The organism is Arthrobacter sp. TmtSoilC48 (genome assembly GCF_059739425.1).
In genome coordinates this window covers 1,230,440-1,246,740 of record NZ_AP046049.1, presented here as the reverse complement: position 1 = coordinate 1,246,740, position 16,301 = coordinate 1,230,440, and the positions used below count along the sequence as shown (strand labels likewise).

The 16,301-nt window shown below is 60.9% G+C and carries 19 protein-coding genes; 6 read left to right on the top strand and 13 right to left on the bottom strand.

The features are described from left to right. Nucleotides 1-61: 61 nt before the first annotated feature. The 6 genes from AC6I97_RS05995 to mpaB are packed head-to-tail and all read right to left on the bottom strand — an operon-like array spanning nt 62 to nt 4,089. On the bottom strand, nt 62-199 hold the full coding sequence (locus tag AC6I97_RS05995) for a daptide-type RiPP (protein WP_224088985.1): 138 nt from the start codon (nt 197-199) through the stop codon (nt 62-64). 60 nt (nt 200-259) lie between these two features. Beyond that, complete coding sequence (locus AC6I97_RS05990) at nt 260-385, bottom strand: daptide-type RiPP (RefSeq protein WP_263422270.1); 126 nt, start codon at nt 383-385, stop codon at nt 260-262. 47 nt (nt 386-432) lie between these two features. Then, a complete protein-coding gene (locus tag AC6I97_RS05985) occupies nt 433-576 on the bottom strand; it encodes a daptide-type RiPP (RefSeq protein ID WP_224165398.1) in 144 nt (47 codons plus the stop codon). 5 nt (nt 577-581) lie between these two features. Then, the gene (gene mpaC, locus AC6I97_RS05980; protein ID WP_497944376.1) at nt 582-1,796 is read right to left on the bottom strand and encodes a daptide-type RiPP biosynthesis dehydogenase; all 1,215 of its coding nucleotides are present in this window, start codon (nt 1,794-1,796) and stop codon (nt 582-584) included. Continuing rightward, entirely contained in the window at nt 1,793-3,073 is a 1,281-nt protein-coding gene (gene mpaD / locus AC6I97_RS05975) for a daptide-type RiPP biosynthesis aminotransferase (RefSeq protein ID WP_497944375.1), read from the bottom strand. The genes mpaC and mpaD overlap by 4 nt, the downstream gene beginning before the upstream one ends. Further along, the gene (mpaB, locus tag AC6I97_RS05970; protein WP_497944374.1) at nt 3,070-4,089 is read right to left on the bottom strand and encodes a daptide biosynthesis RiPP recognition protein; all 1,020 of its coding nucleotides are present in this window, start codon (nt 4,087-4,089) and stop codon (nt 3,070-3,072) included. Before mpaB ends, mpaD begins: the two co-directional genes overlap by 4 nt. A gap of 163 nt (nt 4,090-4,252) precedes the next feature. Here mpaB and AC6I97_RS05965 point away from each other — a divergent pair, with 163 nt between their 5' ends. The 3 genes from AC6I97_RS05965 to AC6I97_RS05955 all read left to right on the top strand — a co-directional run bounded on the left by AC6I97_RS05965 (nt 4,253) and on the right by AC6I97_RS05955 (nt 5,893). Next, on the top strand, nt 4,253-4,678 hold the full coding sequence (locus tag AC6I97_RS05965; protein ID WP_497944373.1) for a hypothetical protein: 426 nt from the start codon (nt 4,253-4,255) through the stop codon (nt 4,676-4,678). A 263-nt stretch (nt 4,679-4,941) separates the two neighbouring features. Continuing rightward, on the top strand, nt 4,942-5,724 hold the full coding sequence (locus AC6I97_RS05960; RefSeq protein ID WP_497944372.1) for a hypothetical protein: 783 nt from the start codon (nt 4,942-4,944) through the stop codon (nt 5,722-5,724). A gap of 1 nt (nt 5,725) precedes the next feature. Further along, nucleotides 5,726-5,893, top strand: coding sequence for a hypothetical protein (locus tag AC6I97_RS05955; protein WP_224088992.1), 168 nt, complete (start codon nt 5,726-5,728; stop codon nt 5,891-5,893). Between the two features lie 112 nt (nt 5,894-6,005). On the opposite strand, the gene AC6I97_RS05950 is transcribed toward AC6I97_RS05955, so the two are convergent. The 3 genes from AC6I97_RS05950 to AC6I97_RS05940 all read right to left on the bottom strand — a co-directional run bounded on the left by AC6I97_RS05950 (nt 6,006) and on the right by AC6I97_RS05940 (nt 9,716). Further along, nucleotides 6,006-7,235, bottom strand: a complete 1,230-nt coding sequence (locus tag AC6I97_RS05950) for an MFS transporter (RefSeq protein ID WP_497944371.1) — start codon at nt 7,233-7,235, stop codon at nt 6,006-6,008. A gap of 88 nt (nt 7,236-7,323) precedes the next feature. After that, entirely contained in the window at nt 7,324-8,919 is a 1,596-nt protein-coding gene (locus AC6I97_RS05945) for an acetate--CoA ligase (protein ID WP_497944370.1), read from the bottom strand. Nucleotides 8,920-8,951: 32 nt separating this feature from the next. Then, nucleotides 8,952-9,716: an enoyl-CoA hydratase/isomerase family protein gene (locus AC6I97_RS05940; protein ID WP_497944369.1), complete on the bottom strand. Its 765-nt coding sequence runs from the start codon at nt 9,714-9,716 to the stop codon at nt 8,952-8,954. 115 nt (nt 9,717-9,831) lie between these two features. Between AC6I97_RS05940 and AC6I97_RS05935 the strand changes: the two genes are divergently transcribed. The 3 genes from AC6I97_RS05935 (at nt 9,832) to AC6I97_RS05925 (ending at nt 12,252) form a co-directional block, all read left to right on the top strand. Continuing rightward, nucleotides 9,832-10,725, top strand: a complete 894-nt coding sequence (locus tag AC6I97_RS05935) for a LysR family transcriptional regulator (protein ID WP_224088999.1) — start codon at nt 9,832-9,834, stop codon at nt 10,723-10,725. Between the two features lie 133 nt (nt 10,726-10,858). Further along, nucleotides 10,859-11,395 (top strand): type IV toxin-antitoxin system AbiEi family antitoxin domain-containing protein, encoded by a 537-nt coding sequence (locus tag AC6I97_RS05930; RefSeq protein ID WP_497944368.1) that lies wholly within the window; start codon nt 10,859-10,861, stop codon nt 11,393-11,395. Then, entirely contained in the window at nt 11,392-12,252 is an 861-nt protein-coding gene (locus AC6I97_RS05925) for a nucleotidyl transferase AbiEii/AbiGii toxin family protein (RefSeq protein ID WP_497944367.1), read from the top strand. The genes AC6I97_RS05930 and AC6I97_RS05925 overlap by 4 nt, the downstream gene beginning before the upstream one ends. A gap of 77 nt (nt 12,253-12,329) precedes the next feature. Here AC6I97_RS05925 and AC6I97_RS05920 read toward each other — a convergent pair whose 3' ends face one another. The 4 genes from AC6I97_RS05920 to AC6I97_RS05905 are packed head-to-tail and all read right to left on the bottom strand — an operon-like array spanning nt 12,330 to nt 16,285. Then, on the bottom strand, nt 12,330-13,526 hold the full coding sequence (locus tag AC6I97_RS05920) for a Gfo/Idh/MocA family protein (RefSeq protein ID WP_497944366.1): 1,197 nt from the start codon (nt 13,524-13,526) through the stop codon (nt 12,330-12,332). 36 nt (nt 13,527-13,562) lie between these two features. Next, nucleotides 13,563-14,312 (bottom strand): ThuA domain-containing protein, encoded by a 750-nt coding sequence (locus AC6I97_RS05915; protein WP_497944365.1) that lies wholly within the window; start codon nt 14,310-14,312, stop codon nt 13,563-13,565. Between the two features lies 1 nt (nt 14,313). Then, nucleotides 14,314-15,417, bottom strand: coding sequence for a Gfo/Idh/MocA family protein (locus tag AC6I97_RS05910; protein ID WP_497944364.1), 1,104 nt, complete (start codon nt 15,415-15,417; stop codon nt 14,314-14,316). A 37-nt stretch (nt 15,418-15,454) separates the two neighbouring features. Next, complete coding sequence (locus AC6I97_RS05905; RefSeq protein WP_497944363.1) at nt 15,455-16,285, bottom strand: carbohydrate ABC transporter permease; 831 nt, start codon at nt 16,283-16,285, stop codon at nt 15,455-15,457. Nucleotides 16,286-16,301 lie beyond the last annotated feature (16 nt).

The window sequence follows — 16,301 nt, the reverse complement described above, 5'->3', positions numbered from 1 at the left end:
TGGTTGGTGTCCGGGTTACACGCGGGCGGCAGCGAAAGGTTGCGCCGCCCGCGTGCACCAGCTAGGTGGCGGCGATTCCGACAAAGATGCCGGCGATGATGATGACGTCACCAACGCGCATGTACCACGGCGTATCGTCCGGGGTGTCGAGGTTCTCCAGTTCTTCGATGGTCAGCTGCAGGTTCGGGTTTGCGATCATTGCGTTCTCCTTTCTTTGTTGTTGGTCTTTTGTCGTTTTCCCGTTCCGTTTCCGGGACGGTTAGGTAATGCTGACGGCGATAATGCCGATGGCAACTCCCTGGGACACTCCGATGAACCAGTTGTTGAAGTCCGGGGTTTCCAGCGACTCGATCTCCTGGATGGAGATGTTGAGCTGTTTCTGCATTTGCGTTCACCTCCCTTCGCTGTGGGTTGACGGACTGCGCGTATTCGTCAGGTGATGCTGACGGCGATCCCGATCAATGCGAGGCCCACGGTGATGCCGTGGATGCGTTCGCTCCAGTCGTCAGGGACGTCGATGCTTTCCAGTTCCTGGACGTTGAGGTCCAAAGTCCTGGGTGCAAGAGTGCTGCTCATGGTGCTCACCCCCTTTCCCTTACCGCTCGTAGCTCGCCCACTGGGCCTGGCAAGATTTGTTGTTCCAGCCCTGCTTTGGAGAGGACATACTGGATCTGCACGGCATCAATGCCCCGCAGCATCGGCAAACCACCGCCCCAGTTCCGGAGGGCGGCCTCGGAAGTCTTCATCAGCGCCTGCTCCCCGATAACGTCCAGACCCGCAATGCCCCACCGCCACATCAATTGGTTGATGCCTTTGGCGGGGTTGGGATCCAATGAAGGATCCGCATCTACAACCACGGACCAGAGCTTCAGGAGTCTGTGTTGGTCTCCCCAGGCTGCGTTTCCCTTGGCTATCTCAGCCCAGATGGGACCCATCACCGAGGCGGTGGCGGTCATCTTTCGGGCCCCAGTGACGTGGGCGAGTTCGTTGGCGACATACCAGTGCTTCGCTCCGTACGGATCACGGCCGATCAGGGCCCAGCCGGTGTGGGTCTCCATGCTGAGGTGGGCTGCCGTCAGTCTCAGCTCGGGCGCATCCTCACGTGTCACTCGATTCCCGAGCCGGACGATCCGCGCCAAAAGTGAGTGGCCGTCGTCGTCGAACACGCTTGAGCTGCTGCCAATCATGGTCCCTGCCACCCGGAGGAACGCTTCAAGCAACCCTTCGAAAAGCAGCTGCGTGGGCAGGGTGGCGAGATTGTCGGCGTCGAGCACGGCCACGTCACCTGTGAGGTGACGTGAGGAGATCAAACGGCGTCCGACGGCGGTGTCCAGGCACGCTACTGCGCTGACTTCAGCGCCGGTCCCCACGGTTGACGGCATGAGGATGGTGCGGGAGCGCTCGTTTGGATAGGCGACCGGAGGCAGGACTATCAGACCCGAACGTTTGGCATGGCGTTCGACGAAGACCGTGAGGCTCGGGTCCGCAGTGAACAATGCCGCGAGTTTCACTGCATCCATCACGGAACCGCCGCCAAGTCCCACAACTGTCCGAAGTCCGTGTTTGCGGACAAAGCTGCCCACAACCCGCAGGGTTTCGACTGTGACCGGGGCAGCGTTCAGCTCCAGTGTTGGCGCTCCCTTTAGGTCGCGCGCCAACAACGCATCCCTCTGACCCGTGAGTGCCTTGTCCACCACGAGTCCGGTCCGGCCACGGGTGAGTCCGCCAATATATTTGGGTGCCATCCCTGGGTCGAGGACGACGCATCGCGTGTTCCATATGCGATCGGCGATCATGCGAAAACACCGTCGCGTTCCGCCTTTGCCAGCCCATCGACCATGGCCGCATGCAGTTCCCCGAAGTTCTCCCGTGTATAGATCAGTGCTGGCAGCAGCTGGATACGGCCTGGCCCAGGCTGCACGATAGCCCCGGCTTGATGGATCCGCCGGACGACAGCCAGGACACCGTTCGGAGAAAGGGGTGATCCACTGTCGGTTCGCAGCAGGACGCCCCGCATGCACCCCCGTCCAGAGGTCCCGGCTACCCCTGGACTTGCCTGGAGTTTGGCAATGAGCTGGTCGAGGCCTTCTGACACACGGTGAGTCAGAGTGTTGTGGTCAAGCCTTTTCATCTCGGAGATCGTGGCGAGAACCGCGGCACAGGTAGCTGGGGTTCCGGCTTGGGTTTCGCCGTGGACAAAGACGGCCTCGTTCTTATCGAAGAGCTGGCTTATGCGCTGGCCGATGAGGAGGGCGGCACATGCGCTGGTGCCGTTGGTAAGTCCCTTGGAAGTGACAACGACGTCCGGGGCTTCCCGCCACTCATCTGAAGCGAACCACCCTCCGATACGGCCGAACCCGGTGGCGACTTCGTCAGCTACGACGAGGAAGCCATGCTCATCCCGGTGTTTGAGGAGTGCAGCCAGGAAGGCGTCCGGTACAACTTCCGCACCCGAACCAAGGACGGGCTCAACCACCACTGCTGCTACGCGGTGCCCCTCCCGTTGCATGAGTTGGGCCAACTCCACGCCTCCGTCGTCGAACCGGATATGCCGGACGTTCCGCCTGTCCACCCCATATACGGCTTGGCCGAGGTCGTCGCCGCTGAGTGCCTGGCTGCCGTAGGTGAGCCCGTGGTAGCTGCCGCTTAGCCCGATGACGAGTTTGCGTTCGGGTTGTTTGTCCAGGACGAAGTAGTGGCGCGCGAGTTTCATAACGGCGTCGTTGGCGGCACCTCCCGACGTCGAGAAGAGAACGCGCTCGAAGTGATGCTTCGGCAATTCAAGGAGTGCCGTGGCTGCCTCAATGGCCTTGCGGTGCGCAGTCCGGAAAAGCGGCAGGTAGGAGGCTGTTTCCAGTTCATTGGCTACTGATTCTGCAATCTGTGCATTGCCATAGCCAAGGTTCGTGTTCCACAGGCCGCTCTTTGCGCAGAGTCGTCGCTGCCCGTCCTCGAAATTTACATGGACCCCCTGGGCCCTGACCGCTGTGTAGCTTGCTGCCTCGAAATCGTGCTGGCTTACAAGTGGAACCCAGAGCGGGATCTGTGCCTGGTGTTTTAGAGGTACGGTCATCGTTTAGTGCCGATGAGGTCAATGCCGAGCTGCTCGAACTGATTCAGGATTGCCGTCACGGATCCTGTTGCTACGGCCTCTGGGAGGTTGAGGGCCGGCGCTATGAGCGCGGCAGCAGCGCTGACGTCCTGCAGGTTGGAGATGGCCTCGATGATGGTAGCTGCGTCAATCCCGACCTTGAAGACCCGTCCGGACTGGGTGTCCAAAAGACTGTGCTCGCCACCATGTCGAATGATGAACGGCGCACCTGGCGATGGCAGCTCGCCATTTGTGGATGCTCCGTAGAGGCTTAGGCCGAAGCCAACAAATTGAGTGCTGGCACTGTCCTCCCTGGAGATGAACTTCCAGGCATCCAACGCTGCCAGGTAGCGGGGAATCCATGGTCTGGCGGCCAGCGATTCGCGAACACTTCGGGGGTCGCGAATGGAAGCAATCGAAGACTCCGGCTGGAGCGCGAGCGATCTTCTTTGGAGATCGGAAAAGGGATCGCCGATTCGGCCGATCTTCGCGCCGTACGGACCACTGAGGACTGTTCCGTCGGCCGCAATGTGCAGCCTCGCGAGATCCTGGCAGCTTTGTCCGGTCAACAATCCACGTTCGGCCAAGACTGCGTTGACCTCGATGAGCTGACGAATAAAGTGGCCCGAACGGCGGGCTTCGTCGGCGTCGTCGAAGAATGCCAGCCAATCATCGTCGGAGGTGATGCGGACAAGCGTGACCCCGACAAGATTCACGAAGGGAATGGCTACGTAATCCTGTATCTCCAGGCTGAGCGTGCCGTTCACCAAGAGTTCTTCTCCGGTGGCATCGAACGAGCCGGACACGGCTGTGATGGCTTCGTCGTCCCTGTCGCCATTGAGGGCAAGGATGACGGAGCCCTCACCGGCCAATGTTTTTGCGTAGTCAGTGTGCTCGGGATTCTCCACGAAAACTACGTGGCCTGCGATGCGCCCCGGTATGCCGGTAATCCACTGATCTACCGCCGCGGCAATGGTCTGTTGTTCATTCAGCGTCAATTACCCAACCCCCAATAATTTCCCTCGTTCTTGGAACGAAGCTATGGGCTGGAGAAGGTGCCACAGAGGAGGAAATCGAAACTAGGTGGTGGAATGCCCCAAAGATAAGTGCCGCGTGGGGCTATCTAGGTGGAGGGGAATGGTGGTCTAGGTGGTGGAATCAATGCCCGATCATGTCGAGGCAGCCGCCATCCATGACGCCTCCACCTGGGGCGATGTCCACCTCGCCATCCAGCGACACGTATCCATAGACGCAACCGGCAGTGAAGAATCTTTGGGGAAACCTACGATGAACGCGAACTCAGCCAAGCGGATCCGAAGCTACTGGCTAGGTTTAGCCATCTCTTATGGGCTGGCCCTCACTGTTGCGACCGTGACCGATCGGGAGACCGCCTCAGATGCACCAGCAATTAGCCTCCTCGCGTCTGCCTTCACGGCCGCGGCGATCCTCATTCATGGAACGTCCATAGCGATCTGGGCCGGACCCCTCCTGGGTGGGGTCACCGCCGTCGTCATGTATTTGGTGCTGGCCAAGTATGGACGGTTCTACAGTTCGTGTTCTGCGGGCGCGGATCGGCCTTCCGAATAGGCAATTCATGACGCGTAGTCGTGACTGCCACAGACCCCGACGGAGTCAAGGCCACCTTCTATTTGTCGCGGGGACAGCATGCCAAGGGCAGCACTTTCTAATGAATTGACTGGAAATGAAACGATGATTCGTCTATAGTGCCTAATCTATTTTTGGGTGCGCTCATATGACTTGCTGCTCGCCACGACGTCCTATACTGTGATCCATGCATTAATTCAGCAACAGAAATATTTGGGGGGAAAATGGGGAAATTATGTAAGCAAATGGCCGTTATCGCAAGCGCGGCCCTGCTTATCGGACTTGCGGCCACGCCGGCGAGTGCCGAAGTCGGAAAGAAGCTCTCCAATGCTGAAATTGAAGCGCAAATTGATCAGTTTGTTGCAAACAACCCTCAGGACATTGTTGGGCTCAACAAACTTTCAAAGAAGTTGACGGGACAGAGCACCCGAATCTCGCTGAACAATGAGGGTGAGGTCAGCGCGGAGCATGCCCAAGCTGTCCTGAATGGCGAGAGCACGGGGCTTCAGCCGATGGCTTTCCCGCAGGACGCCTTCAATGTCTTCGTCACGTACGTGCCGCTGGCACAGGGAAGCCGCCAGTTGAAGGTCTATGGCCAGTGGAACTGGCGGGATGACTTCGTCGGCCAAGGCGCCCCCGAGGACTTGGCTTCCTTGCAGTTCACTTATCCTGACTGTGTTCGGCACGGAAATCTCCTGGCCAATACCGGCAAGTATGATGGAACGGTCACCAATCGTGCCACCCTGCGGGACGCCGGTGTGGGCTCAAAGTCCCCCATTTGGAATATTGCAGATGGTACTTCCGGTTTCGCAAACCTGACCGACAATGGGTACGTCACATCGACGCTGAACGCGGCCAATTGCACAGTTGGTGGTCCGGCGCAGGTGGGAATTGCATTCTCGTACGAGGCAAACCGTGGTGGGAGTGTCGCCAGCGTGTCTGTTGGTTGGGGATTCCTGAACATTGGATATAACAGCCAGGGTGACGTCCTGCGCAAGTCTTCCCAGCCGATCTATGGAGCCCTCTAACTTGGATCTCACTCTCACGCTTTTTGTACCGCTGATCTTTGCGGCAATATTCCTGTATGTCCTTTACGGTGTCATTTATCGTGCCGTAAAGAATGCAATCAAGGATGCTCGTCGTGAACTTGAAAACGATGCGTTGACCAGCCAGGATTCCGGCGGTGCTGAGTCGTAGATTTTGATCTCATGCAGCGAGCCCCGAGATAGCCCTCGGGGCTCGCTGTTGTACGGCAAAGACTCATGGATACTTGATTCCGGCTTTCGAAGCAAGCATCAGTGACAAAACCCTACAGAACCGTCGTCCGCGACAATGACAGATCCTTCGTCTCGCGGAAGAACAACACCACAACCACCGCGGACACCAAGGCCATCCCCATCAGGTAGAACGCCGGAGCCAACGGCGTCCCAAAGCCAGCCACCAATCCGGTCGCCACGAACGGAGCCGTCCCACCGAACAGGACGTAGGCCAAGGTGTAACCGATCGCAGACCCGGAAGCACGGACCGACGAGGGGAACATCTCCACCAGGGCCGGAACGTTGGACGTACCAATCACCGCAACCAAAGCACCCAGGACACTGGTGCCCAAGATCGCGAAACCGAGTCCCAAAGGCATAATGGAGAATGCCGGAATCGTCATGACGACGAATCCCACACACGCCACCAGCAGCATCCGCTTGCGGCCGTAACGGTCGCTGGCACGCGCGGCCAGAGGGCACACTGCTGTGTACACCAGCATCGTGACTACGCTCGTGATCATCGATTCAGTGCTTGAGTAGTGAAGGCTCGAGGTCATGTACGCGATCATGTAGCTGCTCATCAGGTAGTAAGCGATCGCGTTGGTGATGCTGTAGCCAAACAGCGTGAAGATCTGCCGTGCGCAAAGCCGGATGGCATCACCCAAGGGCTTCTTCGCCACCTTGCCCTTCTTCTCCAGGCCACGGAATACCGGAGTGTCGTCCACCTTGGAGCGGATGTAGAGGCCAATGAGGCCGAGCGGGGCTGCGAGCAGGAAGGGGATTCGCCAGCCCCAAGCCTGAAGGTCGGCCGGGCTCAGAGTCGCAGTAATGGCCGCGCCGAGCAACGCACCGGCAACCGAAGCCAGGCCGACAGTGGCCGGGATGATGCTGGCGTAGGTGGCGCGCTTACCTTCCGGTGCATACTCCACGATGAACGCCGAGGATCCTGTGTACTCACCACCTGTGGTGAAGCCCTGAACCGCACGGAACACGAAAAGCAGAATCGGAGCCCAAATACCGATCACAGCAAAAGTCGGCAGGATACCGATGCAGAACGTGGCCGCGCTCATGATCAGCACGCACAGGCCGAGCATCTTGTTGCGGCCGATCCGGTCACCGTAACGTCCAAAGAAGGCCGCGCCGAGCGGCCTGGCGATGAAGCCGCCGGCGAAGATCGCCCACACGGCCAGGAGTGACGCCGTCGTAGAGTAATCCGGGAAGAAGAGCTTCGCGATGGTCACGGACATGACCGCATAAGCCGCGGAGTCGAACCATTCCACGAAATTTCCGACGGCGGCTGCCGCAGCGACGCGCTTGAGGCTGCGCCGGGGGAAGACTCAGTTTCAGCGACTTTCTCGGTCATCGTATTCATGATTGTTGTCCTTCGGTGCGGGGAGAGGCTACAACGTGTGGGAGTTCGCGGAGCTGGGCCCGCTGGACTTTTCCGGTGGCCGACTTAGGCAGCGCGGAGACGTATTCAATGAATCGCGGGTAAGCGAAGCGGGAGAAGTTCTCCTTCACATGCGCCACGATGGTTTCGCTCAGGTCCGCTCCCCCCGCGTGACCGGGCATCAGTTCGATCCAGGCCTTGATGGACTGGCCGCGGAGCTCATCGGGCACGCCGGTCACCGACACGTCCCGCACGGGATCGAGTTCGCGAATGACTGCCTCCAGCTCGTACGGCCCCACACGGTAGCCGGACGTTTTGATGACGTCATCGGTCCTCCCCAGGAACCAGAAGTAGCCGTCGTCGTCCGCGTAGGCTTGGTCCTTCGTGTGGTACCAATCGCCACCGAACGCGGCGGCTGACGCCTCCGGCATATTCCAGTATCCCAAGGGAAACTGCGGGTTGGATCGCGCACGCAAGCAGATCTCACCCGTCTCGCCGGCCGCCACTTCCTGCCCATTCTCGTCCAGCAGGCGAACTTCCCATCCAGGAAGTGGACGCCCCATGGAGCCCGGTTTCACCGGGACATCCGGGTAGTTCCCCAGCAGCGGGTAGGACTCTGTGGAACCGTAGTAATCCAAAAGTGTGACCCCGTACTGCGACTCGAACCACGTAATCAGGTCCGGCGTTAGCGGCTCATTGGACGAGCAAACCGTCCGCAGGGACAGCGGGAAGCGAGCACCGGCGTCGGGCACGTCCTCGCGCATCTTTCGCAGGAACGTCGGATTGACCAGGGCGCTGGTGACGCGGTGGCGGCTCATGGCGTCCAGCAGCGCCGCGGGGTCGAAGCCGCCTTCCGGCCGGAACACGAGGTGCGTGGCGCCGAGCCGAAGCGGGCCCATGAGTTTGGCGAGCGACCACGCCCAGTCCCCCGCGCCGTAGAACACATCGCCGTCGCCGAGTTGGTGGCAGTACTCGAACTCGTTGTGGCCGAGGAGCGTGCGGTGCGCGTGGACGATTCCCTTGGCGCGGCCGGTGGTTCCCGAAGTGTAGAAGATGAGGGCGGGGTCGTCGGCTTTGGTTTCGACGTTCTGGAATTCAGTGGTTTCGGTGGCGATTTCCGGGCTGTCGATGTCGATAAAGGTGCCGTCGAAGTCCTCGAACAGGTGCTTCGCAGACTCCTCGGCGATGATCACCGACGCACCGCTGTCCTCAAGCCTGAATCGGATGGGTTCCGCGGCCCAGAGCAGCGACATCGTGACCAGGATGGCGCCGGTCCGCAGCACGCCCAGATACGCAGCCGGGGTATCGGAGCGCTGCGGCAGCAGGACGGCGACGCGGTCGCCCTTCTTGATGCCGGCTCGTTGGAGGGTTGCTGCGATTTGCCGTGAACGGTCCTGGATTTCGCCCCAGCTCACCTCCCGTTGACCTTCGACGGCGGACTCCAGGATGAGAGCCCGCTTGTCCCTTGGGTGGTGGTCGGCGACGTCGACGGCCATGTTGTAGAGCTCGGGAACCTCCCAGCGGTGGGAGTTTCGTAGTTCGGTGTAGCGGTCTTGGGTTGCTGTGGTTGTCATCGTTTTGCCTCCTGCTTCTGTTGCATCGCGGCTTAGCGGCGGCCAGCGAGGAAGCGGGCCATCTCGCGCTGGGGTTCGCCCGTGCCGTAGGCCTCGCGGTGGACTCGCTTGGCTTCTGCCATGGCGTCCGCCAGGTCGTCATCTTCCAAGCTGCGCAAACGGTTCTTCGTCAGTCGGACCGCACCCGGAGGAAGGAGGCTCAAGCGCGAGGCGAGGTCCTTCGCGTAAGCCAGCACGCCGCCGTCGTCCGCTAAGTAGTTGAGGAGGCCGAGACGCTGGGCCTCGGCAGCGTCCACCAGTTCACCGGTGAGGACGAACTGGGAGGTCTTGGACTTGCCGAGGATGCTCCACATGGCCCAGATCCCGGTGATGCTTGGGATGCCGGAGAGGACTTCGGGCTGGCCCATGCGTACTTTGGAGTCGCCGACGCGGAGATCCGCTAGCAGTGAGTACTGGAAACCAGAGCCTGCGGCGACGCCGTTGACTGCGGCAATGGTGATCTGATCGAGGTCGCGTACGGCGCGGTAAAGACGGTCAAAACCGTCAATCCAAGCCTCGGCGGACTCGTGGTCCTCCGGGTTCATGGACGCAGTCTCGGCCAGGTCCTGTCCGGCGCAGAACGCGCGGCCGGTTCCCGTGAGGATGACGGTGCGGATTTCGTCGTTGCCTTTGAGGCCTTCCAGGTGGCCGATGAGTTCGTTGCGCATGGCTTCGGTCCACGCGTTGAGCTTGTCCGGGCGGTTGAGGGTGATGATGGCGGTGGGGCCGGTCTGTTCGAAGAGGACATCTTGGGACATTGGGGCGTTTCCTTTGGTTCGTAGGGCTTCTTGGTTCCCATCTGACCATCGGCGAATGTGACCCGTCTAACATCAATATCTACTCGCCTTGATACCAAACTGATATGGTGCGCAGATGGACCTCCACCATCTCAAGTACTTCGTGGTGCTCTCCGAGGAGCTCCATTTCGGCCGCGCGGCACAACGTTTGCACATGGCCCAGCCGCCACTTTCGCAGCGGATCAAGGACCTGGAGAAAGAACTCGGGGTGCAGTTGTTCCATCGGCGACGCACCGGCGTCGAGCTGTCCGAGGCCGGGGCCTTGCTGCTGGAACACGCGCGCGGAGTTCTGGATCACGTGGCCATGGCGCAGGAATCGATGCGGCGGATCCGGCCTGGCGCTTCGGGCATCCTGCAGGTGGCCGTGCCGCCGGACACGAACCCTGTGGCGCTGTCCACGATGGTTTCTTCGTTTAGCTCGCTTGCCCCTGATGTCCTGTTGAACTTGCACGAGCTCACCACCGTGGAGCAGGTTGAGCGACTGCGCGACGGCGAACTGGACGTTGCGGTGGTCCGTCACCCTTTGAGCAGCGTGGGTTTCGAGTCGGGGCCGGTGTTCTCGCGTGCATTGGGTGTGGTGCTGAATGCCTCGCACCCGTTGGCTTCTGCGTCTTCTGTGCGCTTGGGCGACTTGGCCGGGAGCTCGCTGATCATCTTCCCGCGGCACATGGCGCCCACCCTGTACGACTCGTTCCTGCACACGTGCCGGGACGCTGGGTACTTGCCCGCGGCCATTGTTCACGCCAGGAACCAGCACTTCACTCACGGACTGATCCTGGCCGGCCGGGGTGTGCACTTCAATGAGGAGCCGTGGACGCCTCTTCCCGCTGGAATTGTGTGGCGGCCGCTGGTTGGTGACCCGTTGGCTTGGCGGACGTCGGCGCTGTGGTTGAAGAGTCGGCGGTCAGCAGAGACGGATGCGTTCGTGGCGGCTGTTGGGGCGGGGCTCAGTGCGGGCGGGCATGGGTGAACGGACCCCCTTTGCATCTGATCACCGATCCCAGTGATGCGATGTCAAAATAATACCGTTTTCGGTATAGTCCTGACATTGCAAGATAGCCAATGGGATGGCAAAACAATACCGCTCACGGTAGAATCTTGACATGAGGACAACCTATCGAGACGTACTGCGTGAGATCGCCTACGACAACCATGGCTATGTCACCACCGCGGATGCAGTGGGCGCTGGCGTGCCCGCCGTGGAACTGCCAAAGCTCACAGCCCGCGGCGGCCTCGATCACGTCGGATACGGCCTCTACCGTATGACTGACATCCCGCCGACCGACGATGACCAGTTCGCCGAAGCGACCTTGCGCGCAGGAGACGACGCCTACCTTCGCGGAGAATCCGTTCTCGCCCTCCTCGGCCTGGGGGACGTGAATCCTACGAAGATCACCGTGGGAACCGGCCGTCGTGTCCGCCGCGCAATGCCCGCCTATGTGAAGGTCACCCAGGCGCAGGCCGGAACGAAGGTTACACGCTACCGCGGGATCCGCGCCCAACAGCTCAGCGAAGCTCTCCTCGAATGTCTGGGCCGGGTCCCCAGCACGCGACTGCGAGATGCGGCAGTCAAGGCCCGTGCTGAGGGATTCCTGACAACGGCGGAGTGGAACCGTGTGCGCAAGGAACTCGCCGCATGAGTTATGACAGCCCGCCTCGTAACCTCGCCGCTCTTAACCAGAGAATGAAGAACTTAGAAGTAGACGAAACCCTCGCCCTTCGCCGGCGGACGACGATGGCTCTGGTCGTGATCGGACAAATGCTTCCCGAGGGTGCGGTGAAAGGTGGCAGCGCGATGGCGCTGCGATACGGCTCCAGTACTAGGTTCACCCGCGACCTTGACGCCGCCCGTACAGGAGGCCTGGCGGCATTCCGCGCCGACTTCGAAGAGCGCCTTCGCAAAGGATGGAGTGGTTTTACTGGACGTCTGGTTGAGCGAAAAGCCCCGAAACCCAAGGGAATTCCCACCTCGTACGTGATGAAGCCATTCGATGTGAAGCTCGACTACCAGGGGAAGCCGTGGTGCACAGTGCCCTTCGAACTCGGTCACAACGAGATCGGTGATGCTGACGATCCCGAGTTCGCTCTGGCGCCCAGCATCAGCGAAATGTTCACTTCTGTGGGCCTCCCCGCTCCAGACCCAGTGGCGGTAATGCCCGCAGACCACCAGATTGCCCAAAAAATACACGCGTCCACAGTGTCTGGTAGCGATCGCGCCCGAGACCTCGTAGACCTGCAACTCCTAGGCGCCCGCGAGCAGATTGACCTAGCGACGGTCCGGGCCACTTGTGTTCGACTATTCGACTACCGGAGGGCTCATGTCTGGCCTCCGACAGTTGTAGAGGGCGCGGAGTGGGTGACCCTGTACGCTGAGGCCGCCGAGGGCCTTGATGTCGTACCTGATGTCGCTCCCGCCATCGAGTGGCTGAACCAGTTCATCGCCCGGATTGACCAGGCCTCGCCAAGCAATATGACGACGCTCTCTGAAGTTGGGTGACCCATGCCGCAGCGGAGATCCAATGGAGTCTCCTGATACCAGCGCGCAGTGGAGCGTACCTCCGCGGAAGTCGCCAACTATTTCGCCCCCAAGCCCTCGAAATCTCGGACTTCTTTCGTGACAACTGGAACCGCCGTCACCGTGCTCCTGTTTGCGGCCGATTCCTCCACGCCGGCCAACACCCGCTGGATCTGAAGCCCGTCGTCGAACGACGGCGACGGTGCCTCACGGTCGCGAATGGCAAGCAGGAAGTCCGGGATCTGGTGCGTGAACGTGTGCTCCCAACCGATGATGTGCCCCTGCGGCCACCACGCACCAACGTACGGTTGCTCGGGCTCATTCACCAGAATCCGCCGGAATCCCTGCTCCCGCACCGGAAGCGTGGCGTCCAGAAAGCCGAGTTCATTCAGGTTCTCCAGATCAAATGTCAGCGACCCGAGTGACCCGTAAATTTCGATCTTGAGCGAGTTCTTTTGGCCCGTGGCCACCCGGGATGCCTCCACCGACGCGCTGATGTTTCCCGTCATGCCAAGAGTGGCCCACGCGGCGTCGTCTACTGTCACTTTCTCCAAACCGCCAGGACCGGGGCGCTCGGTGACGAAAGTCCTCAACGTTCCGGTCACCTCAGTGACGGTTTGGCCCGTGAGGTGCTGGACCTGGTCGATGGCGTGGGAGCCGATATCACCCAAAGCCCCCGAGCCCGCGGTTTCTTTGCGGAGCCGCCAACTCATGGGCGCTTCGGCGTCGGAAAGCCAGTCCTGCAGGTAGGCGGCACGGATGTGCCGCACAGTTCCGAGACGTCCCTCGGCAATCAACTCGCGGGCCAATGCCAGTGCAGGCACGCGTCGATAGTTGAACCCGATCATGGACTTCACTCCGCGAGCCTGAGCCGAGGCAGCCGCGTCAGCCATCAACTCAGCCTCACCCAAAGTGTTGGCGAGCGGCTTTTCCACGAGCACGTGCTTGCCCGCCTCCAAGGCGGCGATGGCGATTTCGGCGTGCATCCAGCCCGGCGCGCAGATATCCACGATGTCGATGTCGTCCCGCGAAATCACGGAACGCCAATCCGTGGCGGATTCGGCCCAGCCGTACTTGGCGGCAGCCTCTGCAACCAAGGCGGCGTCCCGGCCGACGAGCACTTTCTGCTCGAAGGCCGGGACGTCGAAGAAGCTGGCCACATTCCGCCACGCATTCGAGTGGGCCTTCCCCATGAAGGCGTAGCCGATCGCGGCCACGCCCAGGGGGCGGCCAGCGGGAAGAAAGGAAGTGGTCATGGTCAAGCTCCTTGAAATGAATACGGAAGAGGGTGCCTAGGCTTCTTCGAACCATTTCCGCGCAGGATTGGAAACCTCGGGCGCCTCCCGGAAAACGCCCGGCTGAGCCACCCAGCCAACCCCGTTCGCGATGACCTTCTGGATCTGCGGCTGGTGATACACCGGGTATTCCTGGTCGCCGGGGCTGAAGTAGAAGATCCGGCCCTTTCCACGCGAGAACGTCACGCCTGAGCGGAATACCTCTCCCCCGGTAAACGAGCTGATGAAGATCAGGTCATCGGGTTCCGGAATGTCGAACAGTTCGCCGTACATTTCCTGCTGAGGAATGACGATCGGGCTTTCGATGCCGGCCGCGATCGGGTGCGACGGCTTCACGGTCCACACCAGCTCCCGTTCACCTTCGTTGCGCCACTTGAGCGAGCACGTCGTCCCCAGCAATCGAGTGAAAATCTTGGCGAAGTGCCCGGAGTGGAGAACCACCAGGCCCATGCCGCCGAGGACGTGGCGTTGCACGCGCTCCACCACTTCATCAGCGACTTCCCCATGCGCGATGTGCCCCCACCACAGCAGCACGTCCGTTTGCTTCAGGACTTCCTCGGACAGCCCATGCTCGGGATCTGCCAAGGTAGCTGTGGAAATTTCAGAGTCAGGGTAGTAGGCACGAAGCCCGGCAGCGATGGCGCCATGGATGCCTTCCGGATACATCTCGGCCATCGTTGAAGGATCGTTGCGGGCCTCGTGCACGGCCTCATTCCACACAACAATCTTGAGTTTTGAATCAGACATTTCAGAGCACCACTTCACGTTGTTCGAGGGCGGATTTGTAGCAAGCATCCAGGACCAGGGCACGGCTCAGAGCAAGCGACCCGTCGTGGCTTCCCCACACCGTCTCGCCACCGCGCACGGCCGCAATGAAATCGTCGACGACGGCCTGGTGGGCTCGCCCGGGTTCGGCCACCACTTCAAAATCGGCGTTTTCGCCGTCCTTCTCGGTGAAGACGTGGACGTCCGCTACCGGGTTCTCGGAGGCGCCGACCGAGCGCAAGTCCGCTCCGCCGTCGGTCCCGTAAACAGTGAAGTCCATCAAGTCCCGCTCGTCGCGGTAGGTTGCCCATCCCGCCTCCAGGATCAAGGTGCCGCCGCCTTCCAGCCGAATGAACGCAGATGCGAAGTCTTCTACTTCAAACTTATGGCTGGAGTTCGACGCCGTATAGCGGGCGTTGCCGCCGAGGCCGCGCGGGCCAAGTTCGGAATGGGTCGACGCCGAGACGGCCAGTACTTTGGGCTCGCCAAGGAGGTGAAGCGAGTAGTCCAGGACGTGCACGCCGATGTCAGCCAGCGGCCCGCCGCCGGCGAGCTCCGGGTTGGTGAACCAGCTGCCCAGCATCGGAATGCCTTGGCGCCTAAGCCAGGATGCCTTGGCGTAGTACGGGCGACCGAGCGTTCCGGCGTCGATCACTTCCTTGAGCGCCTGGATGTCGCCACGGCGGCGGTGGTTGAACGCGACGTCAAGGACGCGGCCGGCCTTGCGGGCGGCGTCCACCATCTGTTGACCCTCGACGGCGTTGCGCGCCAACGGCTTTTCGCTCAGCACATGCAATCCGCGCTCAAGCGACGCAATGGCGATCGGCGCGTGCAGGAACGTGGGCACGGCGACGCTGACGGCGTCGAGGCCTTCAAGCTCGATCATGTCTTCCCAGCGGGCGAAGGCGTGGGGAATGCTGTACTCCTCCTTCAGCTGGGCAAGAAGTTCTTGTTCCATCCCTGCGACGGCGACAATTTCGACGCCGGGAATGTTGCTGTACGCCTTGAGGTGCTGCTGGCCGGCCCAACCGATGCCCACAACTCCCACTTTGAGGGTTGCGGACGGGGCTTGCTGCTGAATGCTCACGTTGTTCCTGTTCTTTCTGGGGTTTCTAGGTTTGGGGTTAGCCTTTGACGGCGCCGGCTGTCATGCCGGACACGATGCGCTTCTGGCATACGAGCACGAGAATGACGAGTGGGATGGTGATGATCACCGATGCGGCGCTGATGGTGCCCAGGGGTTGGTCGAACTCGCTGGTGCCGCTGAAGAATGCAATCGCCACTGGGACTGGGCGGCCCTCCGGCGAGGTGGTCAGCGTGACGGCGAGGAGGAATTCGTTCCAGACCGAGATGAAGACAAGGATCGCCGTCGTGGCCAGGCCCGGAACTGCCAGCGGCAGGATCACCTTGCGGAAGGCGACAAACGGCGTCGCGCCATCCATGTACGCGGACTCCTCGAGCTCACGTGGGATCTCCTTGAAGAACGACGTCAGCGTGTAAATGGCCAACGGCAAAGCGAACGTCAGCTTCGGGATGATGAGGCCCAGCAAGGTGTCGTACAGGCCGATCTCGCGCCAGATGGAGAACATCGGGGCCGCGATGGCAATGGCCGGGAACGTGGTCACCGAGAGGATCAGCGTCAGGATCATCGCCTTGCGGCGCATCTTCAGCCTGGCCAGCGCATACGCGGCGAAGGACGCGAAGACCAGGGCCACAGTTGTAGTCACGACGGCGATAATCACCGAATTGCGCAAGGCCAAGAGGAACTCGGGGTTCTGAAAAACCACCAGATAGTTCTCGAGGGTCGGCTGGCTCGGGAAAAGCTCGCCCTGGGACAGGCTCGCTCCCTTCTTAAGGGAGGTGTTCACCAGCCAGTAGAAAGGGATGAGCGAGAAGCCCATGACGGCCACCACGAACACCCACACCAGGGGGTGCAGTTTCGATTCTCCACGCAAGCGACGCTTCGGTGCC